The sequence below is a fragment of the Sulfitobacter sp. D7 genome (genome assembly GCF_003611275.1).
Lineage (GTDB): Bacteria > Pseudomonadota > Alphaproteobacteria > Rhodobacterales > Rhodobacteraceae > Sulfitobacter > Sulfitobacter profundi.
In genome coordinates this window covers 2,049,412-2,063,457 of record NZ_CP020694.1, presented here as the reverse complement: position 1 = coordinate 2,063,457, position 14,046 = coordinate 2,049,412, and the positions used below count along the sequence as shown (strand labels likewise).

Genomic DNA, 14,046 nt, shown 5'->3' with positions numbered 1-14,046 from the left:
GGTGTGGATTAGAAGGTGAAACCCACTTTGACACCAAAGGCCACGGCATCGTTGTCTTCGAATTCCGCTGCCGGGGCAAAGCCCGGAATGGCCGTCTCTGCGTCACCGATGTTGACGTAGCGCACGCCGGTGGTGATTCTCATATTGTCGCGGGTATAGACGGCGGCCAGCGCGAGGCTCTTGTTGCCATCGGTCGGGCCGAGGTTGGAGGCAAAGCCGCCTTCGGACTTCTCATAGCCAACGGAAGCAGAGACCGACCAGTTGTCATTCAGACGACGGCCCACACCCAGCGAGTAGGTGAAAACATCGTTCTCATAGCTCACGAGGGAGGCCCCGCCCGTGGCGCCAGCATAGGCAGCCGGAGAAATATCGAAGGACGACCAATCAACCCAGCGGATGCCACCAAAGAGCAGCGTGTCAGCCGCGATACCGGTCTGGAAGTCGAGGTTCACCGACTGAGGTGTTTCGATTTCGGTCGTGCTCATGACTGCGCCGAACTCGGTGGTGTCTACGTCATGTTCGATCTTGGAGTTATAAGTCAGCGCTACGCGCATGGCGATGTCGGGGCGCTCATAGGCGACACCAGCGACATAACCGACGCCTGTGTCGCGCTCACCATCAACCGTATAGCCGCCGACGAAGGGGACAGCCGCTGTGGCTTCGATGGTTTGCACACGCAGACCGCCGTGAACGCTGAAGTTGTCGTTCATGCGGTAGCGCAGCAGGCCGGTCAGAGCGTGCGCATCAAGATCAGCCTGCGCGCCTGCGGCGTAGTAGCCGGTGCCCGTGGGGTAATCGATGTCAGCGCCAAAGGGCTGGTCATAAATGATCGCATAGGACAGCTTGTCGTTGATGTCTGCCTTATAGGCGGCGCCAAACTGCATGTAGCTTTCTGTGGCATTGCCTGAATCGCGGCTGCCGAGCGCCGCAACCGAGGTGCCCGACGTGTCGGGCGAGATATGCCCGAAGCTGAATTCGGCATAGCGCCCGTTTTCAAACAGGGCGTTGATGGATTGGCCCGACCGATCGATACCGCCAGCGTGAACGAGTGCCGTAGATGCCAACAGTGCCGGAATTGCCAAGAAATAGGTTTTCATTTGCTTTCCTCCCAAGACTTCTGTGCGGTTCCTCCCCGGCACAGGTTAGAAACGATCTAAGCGGATAGCTGCCGTTTGCGTCAATCACTGACCTTGGGTCAGGTTGAAATCTGGGCAAACATTACTTGGGGTGTGCTTTGCGGGTCTCAAACCAGATGTTGAGGTAATTGCCCGCAAAAATGATCGCGGCCCCGACGAAGACCCAGACATCGAGCGCTTCGGCATAGAGGAGCATCCCGACGACCGCGATCGCCGGAAGGCGGACGAAATCAATCGGCACCACCACGGTCGCGGGGGCGAGGCTCAGCGCGTTGGTTAGACAGTAATGCGCAAGCAACCCACAGGCGCCGACGAGCAGCAGAAATGGCATCGTCTCAACAGTAGGTCCGGCGATATCGCCGTCGTAGCCCGCCGAGATCAGGCCAAAGATCAATTGCAGCGTTGTGAGGTAGAATAGGATCGTGGTGATCCCTTGGGTGCGCGTCAGCCGCTTGGTCAGCACATTGGTCAGGGCAAAGAAGACCGCACAGCCCGCCGCCGCCAGAATGCCGGAGTTGAGGTTGCCAATATCAGGCCGTGCGACGATCAGAATGCCGATGAACCCCATGACGGCGGCCAGCGCCCGCGTGGCGGTCAACCGTTCGCCCAGCAGAAAGATCGACAGAACGATGACCCAAAGCGGTGAAGTGAACTCTAGCGCGAAGACCTGCGCCAGCGGGATCAGCGACACGGCGAGGAACCATAGGTTCTGCCCGGTGAAATGCGCGAGGTTGCGGATAAGTTGTAGGCCAAAGTTGCGGGTGTTGATCTGCCGCCACGCCCCGGTGGCCCAAGCGAGCGACAGGACGATGATCACACCGATCACACTGCGGTAGAGCATCACCTCAAAGGTATCGAACCGTGCCGAGAGTTCACGCCCCGCCACAGCCATGGTCGAGAAAGAGCCGATGGAGCCGATCATCCAGAGTGCAGCGCGGACGGTGGGGGTCATGTGGGGTTGGTCAATTGGTCATCGCCCTTGGCCTCGTCGCCGATGATTTGGCGGTCGGTGATCGGGGTGTCGGTGATCTTGTAGTCGCGTGTGATCCCGGCGGTGAGCCTTGCCCAGTCTGAAGCCGCCGTGCGGTTCTGATGCGCCGCAAAGGCTGCGCGGTCGGTGAAAAGTTCCGATACCTGCCACAGGAGGGGATCGTCGGTGGGCGTCACGTCGAAGCGCAAACACCCCGGCTCGGCACGGGTGAGGCGCAGATGCGCGTCAAGCCCCGCGCGCACCCGGTCCGCCTCGGCCCGGGTGGCGCAGCGAAGGTGGCCGGTTAGGGCCACCCTCATGTTTATTCCCACTCGATGGTGCCCGGAGGTTTCGAGGTGATGTCATAGGTGACGCGGTTGATGCCCGGCACCTCGTTGATGATCCGCGTGGCGGTTTCACCAAGGAAGTCATGGGTGAACGGGTAGTAGTCCGCTGTCATGCCGTCGACGGACGTCACCGCACGCAGGGCGCAGGCGAAGTCATAGGTCCGGCCATCGCCCATCACGCCCACGGTACGCACAGGCAGGATCGCCACGAAGGCTTGCCAGATATCGTCATAGAGACCATGGCGGCGGATCTGATCGATATAGACCGCATCGGCCTCGCGCAGGATCGCCAGCTTCTCGCGGGTGATCTCACCGGGGCAGCGGATCGCAAGGCCCGGCCCGGGGAAGGGGTGGCGGCCAATGAACGAAGGCGGCAGCCCGAGTTCACGGCCCAGCTCGCGCACTTCGTCTTTGAACAACTCGCGCAGCGGCTCGACCAGTTTGAGGCCCATCTTTTCGGGCAGGCCACCGACATTGTGGTGGCTCTTGATGGTGACCGAAGGGCCGCCGGAGAAGGAGACGCTTTCGATCACATCGGGGTAGAGCGTGCCTTGGGCCAAGAAAGTCGCATCGCCCACGTCTTTTGCGTGTTTCTGGAACACATCGATAAAGAGCTTGCCGATGATCTTGCGCTTGGTCTCGGGGTCCGAGACACCGTCGAGCTCGCCCAAGAACAACTCTTGCTCGTCAGCGTGGATCAGCGGCATGTTGTAGTGGTCGCGGAACATGGTGACGACCTCTTCGGCCTCACCCTTGCGCAGCAGACCGTGGTCAACGAAGACGCAGGTCAACTGATCGCCGATGGCTTCGTGGATCAGCACGGCGGCGACGGAGGAGTCCACGCCGCCGGAAAGGCCACAGATCACCTTCTGGTCGCCAACCTGCTCGCGGATCGCGGCAATGGCTTCCTCACGGTAGGCGCTCATGGTCCAGTCGCCTTTGAACCCTGCCAGACGCACGAAGTTCTCATAAAGGCGCGGGCCGTTGGGCGTGTGGTGCACCTCGGGGTGGAATTGCACCGCGTAGAAGTGACGTTCAACATCCGCGGTAATGGCGAAAGGCGCGTTGGGGGAGGTGCCATAGACCTCAAACCCCGGAGCGATCTTGCTGACGTGGTCGCCGTGGCTCATCCAGACCTGTTCGCGGTCGGTGGCAAACCAACCCTCCAGCAGATCAAGCTGTTGGCCCGTGGGGGTCACGAAGGCCCGTCCAAATTCGGCGGTGCCGTGACCGCGCTCCACATGGCCGCCAAGGCAATGCATCATGACCTGTTGGCCATAGCAGATGCCCAAGATCGGCACGCCCAGTTCAAACACAGCCTGCGGCGGACGTGGTGCGCCTTCGGCAAACACAGAGGACGGGCCGCCCGACAGGATCACCGCCTTAGGCGCGAATTCCTTGAGGAAGGCTTCGTCCACCGTGTTGAACGGGTGGATTTCGCAAAAGACGTTCAGCTCCCGCAGGCGACGCGCGATAAGCTGCGTGACCTGGCTGCCGAAGTCGATGATGAGAAGGCGGTCATGGGTGATATCTGTCATGGGGCCGTGATTAGGCCCGTGGGCGCGCTCTGGCAAGTCTCTAGCGGGCCGAAGACGCAGCCCTGTCGCGTTTAATTCGCGCAAGTGGCGCGAGGACGGCACGCGATGTCGCTTTTTGCCGCTAGAGGGCGTTATCCGCGCGAAGGGGCACTTGGGAATGGGGTAGGCACAGGCCAAGAGTTGCGGGAAGGATAGAGCAATGGCGGAATCAGCACGACGGGCACGCGGCGGCGGAGGTGCGGCACGGCGCGCGGCACGCACGGCCGTCTCATTCGAGACAGCGCGCTATATCGAGCGGAACATCCCGAACTTCGAAGTGCTGACCGAAGAAGCGCTGGAGATTATCGAGCATAACGCCGACACAGTGCTTGAAGAGATCGGTGTGAACTTTCCCGACAACCCCGATGCGCTGGCACTGTGGCGTGACGCCGGGGCCGATGTGCAGGGGGAACGGGTGCGTATTCCACGGGGGCTAGCGCGCAAGCTGTGCTCTACCGCCCCCTCGACGATCACCCAAGTGGCGCGCAACCGCGAGCGGGATGTGGTAATTGGAGGCAAGAGCCTTGTCCTCGCCCCGGTCTATGGGCCGCCCTTCGTGCGCGATGCCGCAGGGGGGCGCCGCTATGCTACGCTGGCGGATTTCCAGAAGTTCGTGAAGCTCGGCTATATGTCGAAATGGCTGCATCACTCGGGGGGGACGGTATGTGAGCCGACCGACATCCCGGTGAACAAACGCCACCTCGATATGCTGCATGCCCATATGACGCTCAGCGACAAACCCTTCATGGGGTCGGTGACCGAGCCGTCGCGCGCGCAGGACAGTGTCGATATGTGCGGCATCCTTTTTGGTAAGGACTTCGTGCAGGAAAACACGGTGATGACCTCGCTCATCAACATCAACTCGCCGATGACATTCGACGATGTGATGATGGGGGCGCTCAAGGTCTATGCCGAGAACAATCAGGCCTGCATCATTTCGCCGTTTATCGTTGGGGGTGCGATGGCCCCGGTGAGTGTCGCAGGGACATTGACGCAGGTCTTGGCCGAGACTTTGGCAGGCATCGCCTATAGCCAGCTCGTCCGCCCCGGTGCGCCTGTGATCATGGGGGCTTTCGTGACCTCCATCGACATGAACAGTGGTGCGCCTACATTCGGCACGCCTGAGGCTGCGCATATCACCTATGGCGCTGGGCAACTGGCCCGCAGGCTGAACCTGCCTTACCGGAGCGCCGGGTCTTTCAATGGCTCGAAACTGCCCGATGCGCAGGCGGCCTATGAGACCTCCAACAGTCTGAACATGGGGCTTCTGGCTGGGGTGAACTTCATGCTGCACGCCTGTGGCTGGCTGGAAGGGGGGCTTGTGTCTTCTTTCGAGAAGTTCGTCATGGATGCCGATCAACTGGGCACGCTGCATCACCTCGCCCGCGGGGTGGAGATGGACGAGAACGCGCAGGCCATGGACGCAATCCGCGAAGTCGGGCCGGGGGGGCATTACCTCGGTTGCGCCCATACACAGAACAACTTCCGCGAGGCGTTTTGGAAATCCGACCTGCTGGATTACAAACCCTTCGAGACATGGTCGGATGAGGGGGCGCGCGATACGCAGACCCTTGCCACCGCGCGGGTCGAAAAGATGCTCGCCGATTATCAGCAACCCGCGCTAGAGCCGGCCATTCGCGAGGCGCTTGATGCCTTTGTCGCGACCCGCAAGGCAGCGGAGCCGGATAGCTTTACCTAAAATGGGACTGCGGGGGGCGTTCCCCCGCCGCGGCCTCTACGCGCTGGGGCTCTGCGCGGCTCTCAGAAAGCGCGCTTCGCCGACCATGGCGATCAGCACATCCACATGCCGGATCAGGCTATAGCTTGCATCTGCCGTCTTGCGCTGGGTGTCCAACTCGGCCTCGATCTCGATCAGTTTGATCAGCGCCGTGCCGTGGCGCGGCAACATGCCAAAGCCCAATATGCGGGGCAGATGGGTGCCGCGCCGGTAATCCTCGGCTCCGATACGGGCGGCGCGCATCAACAGGCGCGGGCGGTGAAGTCTTTGCAGCATGGTCAGTAGATCTTGCATCACAACTCTCCGGTGAACGGGGGGGTGAATCACCCCGGATCATCGAAGCATGGCGCAACCTTTCCGTGTGTTGCGCGTCATGGCTTCGCGGCGCACGGCGCATACCGGTGCTGTTTACCTTTTGGAAACAATCATTGCCAAATGCGACGATTTTAACCAACAGGTAACCAAAACATCCATAGGTTGTGAATAGCTCTGGGGATAACTCTCCAGCTTGGGGACCCGCCAAAATGGAAGTGGCAGTCAATTGAAGGCGCATCACCAAATCCAACAGACCGTCCTGCCGGGATGGGTGCCGCACGGAGCCCTACATTACCTCGCACATACGGAGACCGGCGCACCGATCCGGGCCTTGGCACGCCAAGCTGGCTGCCATGCCTCGACCATCATGCGTCAAATCCGCCGTATTGAGACAAGGCGCGACGATCCGCTGATGGATGCCGCCCTGCGCAGGCTCGGGGCGGTGCGGCGCGCTTTGGATTGTACTGCTGGCCCCCCAGCAGGAAAGACAGCGACAATGACCAAACCCGCCACCCCCCTTCTTGACGAAGACACTTTCGCCGCCGAGGCGCTGCGCGTCCTTCGGCGCCTGCATGAGACGGGCGCGATCCTCGCCGTGGCCGAGGGCATGGAAAAGGCCGTCGTCCTGCGCGAGACGGACACCGGCCCCGGCGCACGCACCGCTGTGGTGGACAGCGCCGTGGCGCAGGCGATGGCCCTGAAAGATTGGATCGCCCCCGGCAGCACAGGCCGGGTAACGCGCTATCACATCACCAGCGCCGGGCGGGCTGCGCTGCGGCGGATGATAGAAGACCAAGGCGCGGGCGCCCATGGCTTTGCCGAAGATCAGACCGCGTTTCTGGGCATGGCCAGCGGCCCCGAGGCGGAAGAGGGCGCGGATGCCGATGCGGTCCCGCGCCGAGGCCGCTATTGCCTATCGGAAAGCCCGCTGTCTGCGCTTGCTAGGCGGCGCGACAAATCCGGTGCGCCCTTTCTGAACGAGGGGCTGGTCCATGCCGGTGAAAGGCTGCGTGAGGATTTCGAACTGGCCCAGATGGGCGGTGAGGTGACCCAAAATTGGGATCATTTCCTGACGCCGGGCGCAAAACCCAGCGGGCGGCGTGAGGGCTCGGGCAGCATGGCCGCGGCAGAGGCGCGCAAGCGGGTGGCAGATGCCATGGCCGAACTCGGCCCCGGCCTGTCGGACGTGGTGCTGCGCTGTTGCTGCTATCTGGAAGGGTTGGAGACCACTGAAAAGCGGCTGGGATGGTCGGCGCGATCAGGCAAGATCGTGCTGCGGATCGCGCTGATGCGGCTCAAACGACACTACGACGAAACCGTAGGCCCGGGCGGCCCGATGATCGGATAAAGAAGGGGCGGCAGGGTGATGATCCTGCCGCCCCGGTTGTTTTAGTCTGCGACCTTCGTCGGCGTCTCATCTGTCACCGAAATCGCCACTTCGTCTTTCTCACAGGCGTTGCGCACGCCGGCGGCATAGTCGGGGTGCACTTTTTCCAGCACCGCATACCAGCGTTCTTTTACCTGCTGCGAACAGGGCGCCATGGCACCGGCCATGTTCTCATGCAGAAGGTCACGCTGCGCCTGATCGAACACCTCGGTGTAGAGCTTGCGCGGCTGGACGTAATCGGCATCCGTTTCCTCTTGAACATAGCGATCCGCATCGCCCGAGATGCGCAGCGGAGGCTCTTGCACCGACGGGTCGGGGCGGGCCGATTCCTCATATTGGTTCGGCTCGTAATAGGCATCCGGGTGGCCGGTCTGCTGGGGGAAGAACCGCATGGAGCCGTCCTTGTGGTAGTGGTGCATCGGCGCGGCCTTGGGCGCGTTGGCGGGCAGGGCCTCGTAATGCGTGCCAAGACGGTAGCGGTGCGCGTCCGCATAGGAAAAGACCCGCGCTTGCAACATCTTATCGGGTGAAAACCCAATCCCCGGCACCTTGTTCGAGGGCGAATAGGCGGCGTTCTCGATGCTTTGGAAGTAGTTGTCGGGGTTGCGGTTGAACTCCAGCATGCCGACCGGGATCAGCGGGTAATCCGCATGCGGCCAGACTTTGGTCAGGTCAAAGGGGTTAAAGCCGCAGGTCTCGGCCTCTGCCTCGGGCATGACTTGGATATTCAGCTCCCATTTCGGGAATTCGCCGCCTTCGATCGCGTTGAAGAGATCCTCTTGGAAGTTCTCGCGGGTCGAGCCGATCAGCTTTTCCGCGTCTTCATTGGTGCGGTTGCGGATTTCCTGCTGGCAGCGGAAGTGGAACTTCACCCAATGACGCTCGCCCTTGGCGTTCCACATCGAATAGGTGTGGCTGCCGTAGCCGTGCATGTGCATCGGGTTCACCGGAATGCCGCGGTCCGACATCAGGATGGTCACCTGGTGCACGCATTCGGGCTGAGCCGCCCAGAAGTCGAACATCGCCTCGGGCGAGCGCAGGTTGGTGCGCGGGTGGCGTTTCTGGGTGCGGATGAAGTCCGGGAATTTATAGGCATCGCGGACAAAGAAGATCGGGGTGTTGTTGCCCACAACGTCCCAGTTGCCTTCCTCGGTGTAGAACTTCACAGAGAATCCGCGCACGTCACGCTCACTGTCGGCGGCACCCAATTCGCCTGCCACGGTGGACCAGCGCGAGAGGATTTCGCAGGTCTTGCCCACTTCGGAGAAGATCGCCGCACAGCTGTATTCGCTGATGTCATGGGTCACGGTAAAGGTGCCTTCGGCGCCCCAGCCCTTGGCGTGAACGGCCCGCTCGGGGATGCGCTCGCGGTTCTGATGGGCCAGTTTTTCGATCAATTGGTAATCGTCCAGCAAGACCGGGCCACGGCTTCCGGCGGTTTTGCTGGTTTCATTGGTCGGCATCGGCGCGCCGGCGGTGGTGGTGAGACGCTTGCTCATCTTGGGTTCCCCTCGGTTATTGTCTGAGGGGAAGATGATCCATTTCGCCCATAATTTCCAATTGCAGTTTTGTAAAACTGCGATAGGTAAAAGTTATGAACTTCACCCTAAAGCAACTTGAATATTTCCGCGCACTGGCGACTTTGGGCAACTTCGGGCGGGCGGCGGAGGCCAGCAATATCTCTCAGCCTGCGCTTTCCGTGCAGATCCGCACCTTGGAGGAGTCGCTGGGGGGGCGGTTGATCGAACGGCAAAGCCGCGCCTCGGTCCTGACGCCCTTGGGCCGCGAGGTGCTGACCCGCGCCGAGGATATTTTGCGCCGCGCCAAACTGTTGGAAGCCACGGCGCGCGAACAGGTGGGGCTGGCGGGCACCTTGAACCTTGGGCTGATCCCGACGGTGGCGCCCTATCTTTTGCCCGGTGTGCTGGCCGCCCTGCGCGCGCAGGATATTTCCCTGCGGGTCGAGGTGCGCGAGGCGCAGACCGATCAGCTGTTGGCCGATTTGCGGGCCGGGGCGCTGGACGCGGCGGTGATGGCGGTGCCAACAGGCGAAACCGGTCTGGCCGAAATGCCCCTGTTCGAAGATCGCTTTCTGCTGGCGGGCTCCGCCGAGCGGATGGCGGGGGCGGCGGTTGTCCGTCCGACCGATCTGGCCCGCACGCCGCTGATGCTGCTGGAAGACGGTCACTGCCTGACCGATCAAGCGCTAGAGGTTTGTCAGCGGGACCGGACGCAGGCGGGCATCCACACGGGCGCTTCGTCTCTCGCGACCCTATCGCGGCTGGTGGAGGCGGGGTTTGGCATGACCTTGATGCCCGAGATCGCCGCCAAAACCGAGCTTGATGCCGCGCCGGGCCTACGGCTGCACCGTTTCGGCACACCGGAGCCAGCGCGGCAGATCGGGCTCGTGCGCCGGGCGGGCACGCCGGGCAGCGGTTGGGCGGCGCAATTGGCCCAGACGCTGAAAGATGTGGGGGAAGGGCTGACCGGGCAGCTACGCGCGACATACTAGGCGCGGGCGGGGCAGCGGGGTCAGAGGGACCGGGCCAAATGGCCCGATCCGGTCACTCAAAGGGCGCTTAGGCCGCTTCGGTCTGCTTCTGGTTTTCGAGGTATTCCAGCAGGGTCTCGGGGCTGGAAACACCGTAGGGGTCATCGCCGTGGTTGTCGCTGATGCCGGGCTCTTCGAACCATGCTTCGATCTGACCGTCGTTGACGATCGCCGCATAGCGCCAGCTGCGCGCGCCGAAGCCGAGGTTGTCTTTGGCCACCAACATGCCCATGCGGCGGGTGAACTCGCCGGACCCATCAGGGATCACGTCGATGTTCTGGACGCCCTGCATTTCTTTCCATTTGTTCATGACAAAGCTGTCGTTGACCGACAGGCAATAGATCGCGTCGATGCCATGCTCTTGGAACGCTGCGAAGTTGTTCTCAAAACCGGGCAGCTGGTAGGTGCTGCATGTCGGCGTGAAGGCACCGGGGAGCGAGAACAGGACAACGCGCTTGCCTTTGAAGAAGTCTTCGCTGGTTTTGTCTTCCCAGCGGAAGGGGTTGTTGCCTTCGATGCTTTCGTCGCGCACGCGCGTTTTGAAGGTGACGTTGGGAACTTGAATACCGGGTTTCATCGCGTCTCTCTTTCTCGGATTGGAATCTTTGTCGGTTGGTAGCCCATATAGGCAGCCTGAGCAACTCTCGCAATGCTGCAACTGCATTGTAATTTTCCGTTTAGAAAACAAAGCACTAAATCATGGGCAAGGGGTGATGCCGCTGGTGCATGGCAGCCTTGTCTTGGGTGCGCATGCTGTAGGTGGTCATCGGGTCAAGGACTGTGATAAACAGGGTGCGACACAATGATCAGAGGCCCCCGATGCGCGATCTGAAGATACCCGAACAGCGCCACCCCGAAAAGGCGCGCAAGCCCGACAACGCCCAGCCAAAAAAACCGAGCTGGATCAGGGTCAAAGCGCCCGGCGGCAAGGGCTATGCCGAGACGGCGCGCATCATGCGTGACAACAAGCTGACCACGGTCTGCGAAGAAGCGGGTTGCCCCAACGTTGGCGAATGCTGGTCTCAGGGGCACGCCACGATGATGATCATGGGCGAGGTTTGTACCCGCGCCTGTACCTTCTGCAACATCGCCACCGGCAAGCCGCCTGAGGATTTGGATGTGTTCGAGCCGGGCCGCGTGGCCGATGCTGTCGCCAAGCTGGGGTTGAACCATGTGGTTATCACGAGCGTTGATCGCGACGATATCGAAGATGGCGGGGCGGAGCACTTCGCCCAGACCATCCGCGCCGTGCGCCACCGCAGCCCCGACACGACGATCGAAATTCTAACACCGGATTTCATCCGTTGCGGTCCCGAAGCCCTTGAAAAGGTTGTCGAAGCGCGGCCGGATGTGTTTAACCACAACCTCGAAACCGTACCGGGCCTCTACCCCGAAGTGCGCCCCGGCGCGCGTTACTTCCACTCTCTCCGCCTGCTTCAGCGAGTAAAGGAACTGGACCCGTCGATGTTCACCAAATCGGGCATCATGGTGGGCTTGGGCGAAGATCGGCAATCGGTCATTCAGGTGATGGAAGACATGCGCGCCGCCGACATCGATTTCCTGACCATTGGCCAGTATCTGCAGCCCACGCCTAAGCACCACGCGCTGGACCGTTTTGTCACGCCGGAGGAATTCACCTCCTACGAAAAAGCGGCCTACGGCAAGGGCTTCCTCATGGTTTCCGCCACGCCGCTGACCCGGTCGAGCTATCACGCGGGCGACGATTTCGCGCGTCTGCGCGAGGCGCGGAACCGCAAGCTGGGTATCGCGTAATCCTAGGAAGACGCGCCCGGCGTTAATCGCCGGGCAGGGCTTTGAGGTAGGCCGCAATCGCTTCGCGGTCGCTTTCGGGGAGTTGGGCAAGGTTGCTGACCACCTCGGCCATCTCTCCGCCCGCGCTATCCCATTCCGGCGTGAAGCCGGAGGTGAAATATTCCACCAGATCGGCCTTGGACCACTCAAGATGTGCGGGCGTGATGCCGGGAATGCGCCCCTTGCCCGAGGGGTTCGGCGCGCCGGTTAGCCAAGCGTCCTGCTCTAACCCGCCCAAGGCGTTGCGTGGCGTGTGGCATTCGCCGCAATGGGCCAGCCCTTCGACAAGGTAGCGCCCGCGCGCTACCTGTGTGTCTGACGCATCGGCCAGCACGAAATCTTCGTCAAAGAACATAACCTTCCACGCGCCGAGGCCCCGGCGGATGTTGAAGGGAAAACCCACCTCATGCGGCAGGCTCGGGACATCTGCGGCGGGTAGGGTTTGCATATAGGCAAAGAGGTTCACCACGTCCTGCGGGGCGAGGTGTTGGTAGGCCGTATAGGGAAAGGCGGGGTAGTAGTGCTGGCCTTCGGGCGAGACGCCGCGCGTCACGGCGCGGGCAAACTCTGGCAAGGTCCAGTCGCCGATGCCATGGTATGCATCGGGCGAGATATTGGGCGCGTGGAAGGTGCCAAAATCGCTGGGGAAGGGCAGGCCACCGGCCAGAACCAGCATCTCCCCCCCCTCACTCTCGGGGGCGGCATGGCACGAAACGCAGCCCCCGGCAGCAAAGACCCGCGCCCCCGCTTCCGGGTCAGGCGTCAGACCTGCGCCATAAGACGGCTCAAGCGGATCGGGCCGGGTTGCGACCCAGCCAAGGGCCGCGCCGAGAACGGCACAGCCCAGCAGTACAGGGACAATAGGGCGCAAGGATCAGTTCTTGGGGCCGCGGTAATCGTCGTGGCAGGCGCCGCAGGCCTTGCCCACCGCACCCATGCCCGCTTTCAGGGCGTCAAGATCGGTGCCTGCGGCCTCGATCATATCCGCGCTGGCGGTCTCCAGCGCCATGAAGGCGTCGTTGAACCCCTCAGAATCGCTCCAGATTTCGGCCTTGGCGCGGGACCCTTCAACGGCGCCTTGCTCAGTGCCTTCAAGCCAAAGCGTGCGGGGCTGAAAGCCTGCGGCAGCATGAAGATTGGTGGCGGCGGCGGTTGCCATTTCGGCGTTATATTCCGTTTCGCCTTTGGCCATCCCGCCCAGGATGCCGGTGTGATAGGCGATCAGTTGCATCTGCGCGTGGCGCGCGTTGACGGCGTCGCTGGCGGCTTTTTCACTATGGCTGGCGGCGAATCCAGCGGTCGCGATCATCGCGGCGCCGATGCCGATGGCGGTAATGCTTTTGGTCAAATGCATGGTCATCTCCCTTTTCTTGTCGCAGCGTAACATGAGCGCGGCTTGCAACAAAAAACAAAAACGTGATCAGCGGGATAACCGGCGCGCTTCGGCTTAGAACCGGCGGGGGATGCGCTCTGCCGTGGCCCAATCGGGCCAATAGCCCAGCCATTCGATCAACCCGATGGCCAAAGCCGCCGCGATGATTGCAAAGACCACGATCACCCGTTTGCCCGAGGGTGGATTGCGCGCCCATTGGGACATGCGCAGTAGCCACCGCGGGTCCATCACGTAAAGCGAACTTTCCCGATGAAAGGCAGGTTGCGGTTGCGTTGGGCAAAGTCGATGCCATAGCCCACGACGAATTCGTCCGGGATTTCAAAGCCGGTCCAGTCTGCTTTCAGGTCCACTTCGCGCCGGGTGGGTTTGTCGAGCAGGGCAATGGATTTCAGCCGCGCTGGTTCGCGCGAGCGGAGCAGGTTGGTGACATGGTGCAACGTATGGCCGGTGTCGACGATATCCTCGACGACCAGCACGTCGCGCCCTTCGATTGCGCCGCGCAAATCCTTGAGAATGCGCACTTCCCGGCTGCTCTCCATGCCGTCGCCATAGCTGGACGCTTCGAGGAAATCGACCTCGATCGGCAGGTCCAATTCGCGCACCAGATCGGCGATGAACACAAAAGACCCGCGCAGCAGGCCGACCACGACCAATTTATCGGTGCCGTTGAATTCGTCATGGATCTCACGGCAGAGATCCTCAATCCGCGCCGCGATGGCCTTGGCCGAGATCATTTCGTCGATGACATAAGGCCCGTGTGCCATGGTTTTGCCCTTGAATCTGCGGGGTTGAGACGTGAAATAGGGGGTAACCTGCAACG

Annotated in this window: 15 protein-coding genes; 4 read left to right on the top strand and 11 right to left on the bottom strand. The window is 61.7% G+C overall.

Translation table 11 applies throughout. From position 1 onward, the window contains the following. Positions 1-8: 8 nt before the first annotated feature. The 4 genes from B5M07_RS09970 to guaA form a co-directional block, all read right to left on the bottom strand. Positions 9-1,097, bottom strand: a complete 1,089-nt coding sequence (locus B5M07_RS09970) for an OmpP1/FadL family transporter (RefSeq protein WP_120351189.1) — start codon at positions 1,095-1,097, stop codon at positions 9-11. A gap of 121 nt (positions 1,098-1,218) precedes the next feature. Further along, the gene (locus B5M07_RS09965; protein ID WP_120351188.1) at positions 1,219-2,088 is read right to left on the bottom strand and encodes a DMT family transporter; all 870 of its coding nucleotides are present in this window, start codon (positions 2,086-2,088) and stop codon (positions 1,219-1,221) included. Continuing rightward, a complete protein-coding gene (locus B5M07_RS09960) occupies positions 2,085-2,426 on the bottom strand; it encodes a putative quinol monooxygenase (RefSeq protein WP_162931840.1) in 342 nt (113 codons plus the stop codon). Before B5M07_RS09960 ends, B5M07_RS09965 begins: the two co-directional genes overlap by 4 nt. 2 nt (positions 2,427-2,428) lie before the next feature. Continuing rightward, the gene (gene guaA, locus B5M07_RS09955; protein ID WP_120351187.1) at positions 2,429-3,991 is read right to left on the bottom strand and encodes a glutamine-hydrolyzing GMP synthase; all 1,563 of its coding nucleotides are present in this window, start codon (positions 3,989-3,991) and stop codon (positions 2,429-2,431) included. 199 nt (positions 3,992-4,190) lie between these two features. Here guaA and B5M07_RS09950 point away from each other — a divergent pair, with 199 nt between their 5' ends. Next, positions 4,191-5,729: a trimethylamine methyltransferase family protein gene (locus B5M07_RS09950; RefSeq protein WP_120351186.1), complete on the top strand. Its 1,539-nt coding sequence runs from the start codon at positions 4,191-4,193 to the stop codon at positions 5,727-5,729. Between the two features lie 36 nt (positions 5,730-5,765). Here the strand turns inward: B5M07_RS09950 and B5M07_RS09945 are convergent, their stop codons facing one another. Continuing rightward, complete coding sequence (locus B5M07_RS09945; RefSeq protein ID WP_120351185.1) at positions 5,766-6,062, bottom strand: DUF6477 family protein; 297 nt, start codon at positions 6,060-6,062, stop codon at positions 5,766-5,768. Positions 6,063-6,342: 280 nt separating this feature from the next. Between B5M07_RS09945 and B5M07_RS09940 the strand changes: the two genes are divergently transcribed. Further along, positions 6,343-7,431 carry a DUF6456 domain-containing protein gene (locus B5M07_RS09940; RefSeq protein ID WP_120352214.1) on the top strand — a complete coding sequence of 363 codons (1,089 nt, stop codon included), beginning with the start codon at positions 6,343-6,345 and terminating at the stop codon, positions 7,429-7,431. 41 nt (positions 7,432-7,472) lie between these two features. Here the strand turns inward: B5M07_RS09940 and B5M07_RS09935 are convergent, their stop codons facing one another. Continuing rightward, positions 7,473-8,969 (bottom strand): catalase, encoded by a 1,497-nt coding sequence (locus B5M07_RS09935; protein ID WP_120351184.1) that lies wholly within the window; start codon positions 8,967-8,969, stop codon positions 7,473-7,475. A gap of 95 nt (positions 8,970-9,064) precedes the next feature. Here B5M07_RS09935 and B5M07_RS09930 point away from each other — a divergent pair, with 95 nt between their 5' ends. Continuing rightward, a complete protein-coding gene (locus B5M07_RS09930; protein ID WP_120351183.1) occupies positions 9,065-9,982 on the top strand; it encodes a hydrogen peroxide-inducible genes activator in 918 nt (305 codons plus the stop codon). Positions 9,983-10,049: 67 nt separating this feature from the next. On the opposite strand, the gene B5M07_RS09925 is transcribed toward B5M07_RS09930, so the two are convergent. Further along, entirely contained in the window at positions 10,050-10,598 is a 549-nt protein-coding gene (locus B5M07_RS09925) for a peroxiredoxin (RefSeq protein ID WP_120351182.1), read from the bottom strand. A 242-nt stretch (positions 10,599-10,840) separates the two neighbouring features. On the opposite strand from B5M07_RS09925, the gene lipA reads away from it, so the two are divergent. Beyond that, on the top strand, positions 10,841-11,794 hold the full coding sequence (gene lipA, locus B5M07_RS09920) for a lipoyl synthase (protein WP_120351181.1): 954 nt from the start codon (positions 10,841-10,843) through the stop codon (positions 11,792-11,794). A gap of 22 nt (positions 11,795-11,816) precedes the next feature. Here lipA and B5M07_RS09915 read toward each other — a convergent pair whose 3' ends face one another. From B5M07_RS09915 to hpt, 4 genes are all read right to left on the bottom strand, one after another. Beyond that, the gene (locus tag B5M07_RS09915) at positions 11,817-12,704 is read right to left on the bottom strand and encodes a c-type cytochrome (protein ID WP_120351180.1); all 888 of its coding nucleotides are present in this window, start codon (positions 12,702-12,704) and stop codon (positions 11,817-11,819) included. A gap of 3 nt (positions 12,705-12,707) precedes the next feature. Further along, positions 12,708-13,187 (bottom strand): c-type cytochrome, encoded by a 480-nt coding sequence (locus B5M07_RS09910; protein WP_162931839.1) that lies wholly within the window; start codon positions 13,185-13,187, stop codon positions 12,708-12,710. A gap of 93 nt (positions 13,188-13,280) precedes the next feature. Continuing rightward, positions 13,281-13,430 (bottom strand): hypothetical protein, encoded by a 150-nt coding sequence (locus tag B5M07_RS19440; RefSeq protein WP_162931770.1) that lies wholly within the window; start codon positions 13,428-13,430, stop codon positions 13,281-13,283. A gap of 23 nt (positions 13,431-13,453) precedes the next feature. Then, positions 13,454-13,990 (bottom strand): hypoxanthine phosphoribosyltransferase, encoded by a 537-nt coding sequence (gene hpt, locus B5M07_RS09905; RefSeq protein ID WP_067630594.1) that lies wholly within the window; start codon positions 13,988-13,990, stop codon positions 13,454-13,456. Between the last annotated feature and the right edge of the window lie 56 nt (positions 13,991-14,046).

Bases quoted from the DNA above. Each gene is read 5' to 3' on its own strand.
- B5M07_RS09970 (WP_120351189.1), bottom strand. From the start codon at position 1,097: ATGAAAACCTATTTCTTGGCAATTCCGGCACTGTTGGCATCTACGGCA.
- B5M07_RS09965 (WP_120351188.1), bottom strand. From the start codon at position 2,088: ATGACCCCCACCGTCCGCGCTGCACTCTGGATGATCGGCTCCATCGGC.
- B5M07_RS09960 (WP_162931840.1), bottom strand. From the start codon at position 2,426: ATGAGGGTGGCCCTAACCGGCCACCTTCGCTGCGCCACCCGGGCCGAG.
- guaA (WP_120351187.1), bottom strand. From the start codon at position 3,991: ATGACAGATATCACCCATGACCGCCTTCTCATCATCGACTTCGGCAGC.
- B5M07_RS09950 (WP_120351186.1), top strand. From the start codon at position 4,191: ATGGCGGAATCAGCACGACGGGCACGCGGCGGCGGAGGTGCGGCACGG.
- B5M07_RS09945 (WP_120351185.1), bottom strand. From the start codon at position 6,062: ATGCAAGATCTACTGACCATGCTGCAAAGACTTCACCGCCCGCGCCTG.
- B5M07_RS09935 (WP_120351184.1), bottom strand. From the start codon at position 8,969: ATGAGCAAGCGTCTCACCACCACCGCCGGCGCGCCGATGCCGACCAAT.
- B5M07_RS09930 (WP_120351183.1), top strand. From the start codon at position 9,065: ATGAACTTCACCCTAAAGCAACTTGAATATTTCCGCGCACTGGCGACT.
- B5M07_RS09925 (WP_120351182.1), bottom strand. From the start codon at position 10,598: ATGAAACCCGGTATTCAAGTTCCCAACGTCACCTTCAAAACGCGCGTG.
- lipA (WP_120351181.1), top strand. From the start codon at position 10,841: ATGCGCGATCTGAAGATACCCGAACAGCGCCACCCCGAAAAGGCGCGC.
- B5M07_RS09910 (WP_162931839.1), bottom strand. From the start codon at position 13,187: ATGCATTTGACCAAAAGCATTACCGCCATCGGCATCGGCGCCGCGATG.
- B5M07_RS19440 (WP_162931770.1), bottom strand. From the start codon at position 13,430: ATGTCCCAATGGGCGCGCAATCCACCCTCGGGCAAACGGGTGATCGTG.
- hpt (WP_067630594.1), bottom strand. From the start codon at position 13,990: ATGGCACACGGGCCTTATGTCATCGACGAAATGATCTCGGCCAAGGCC.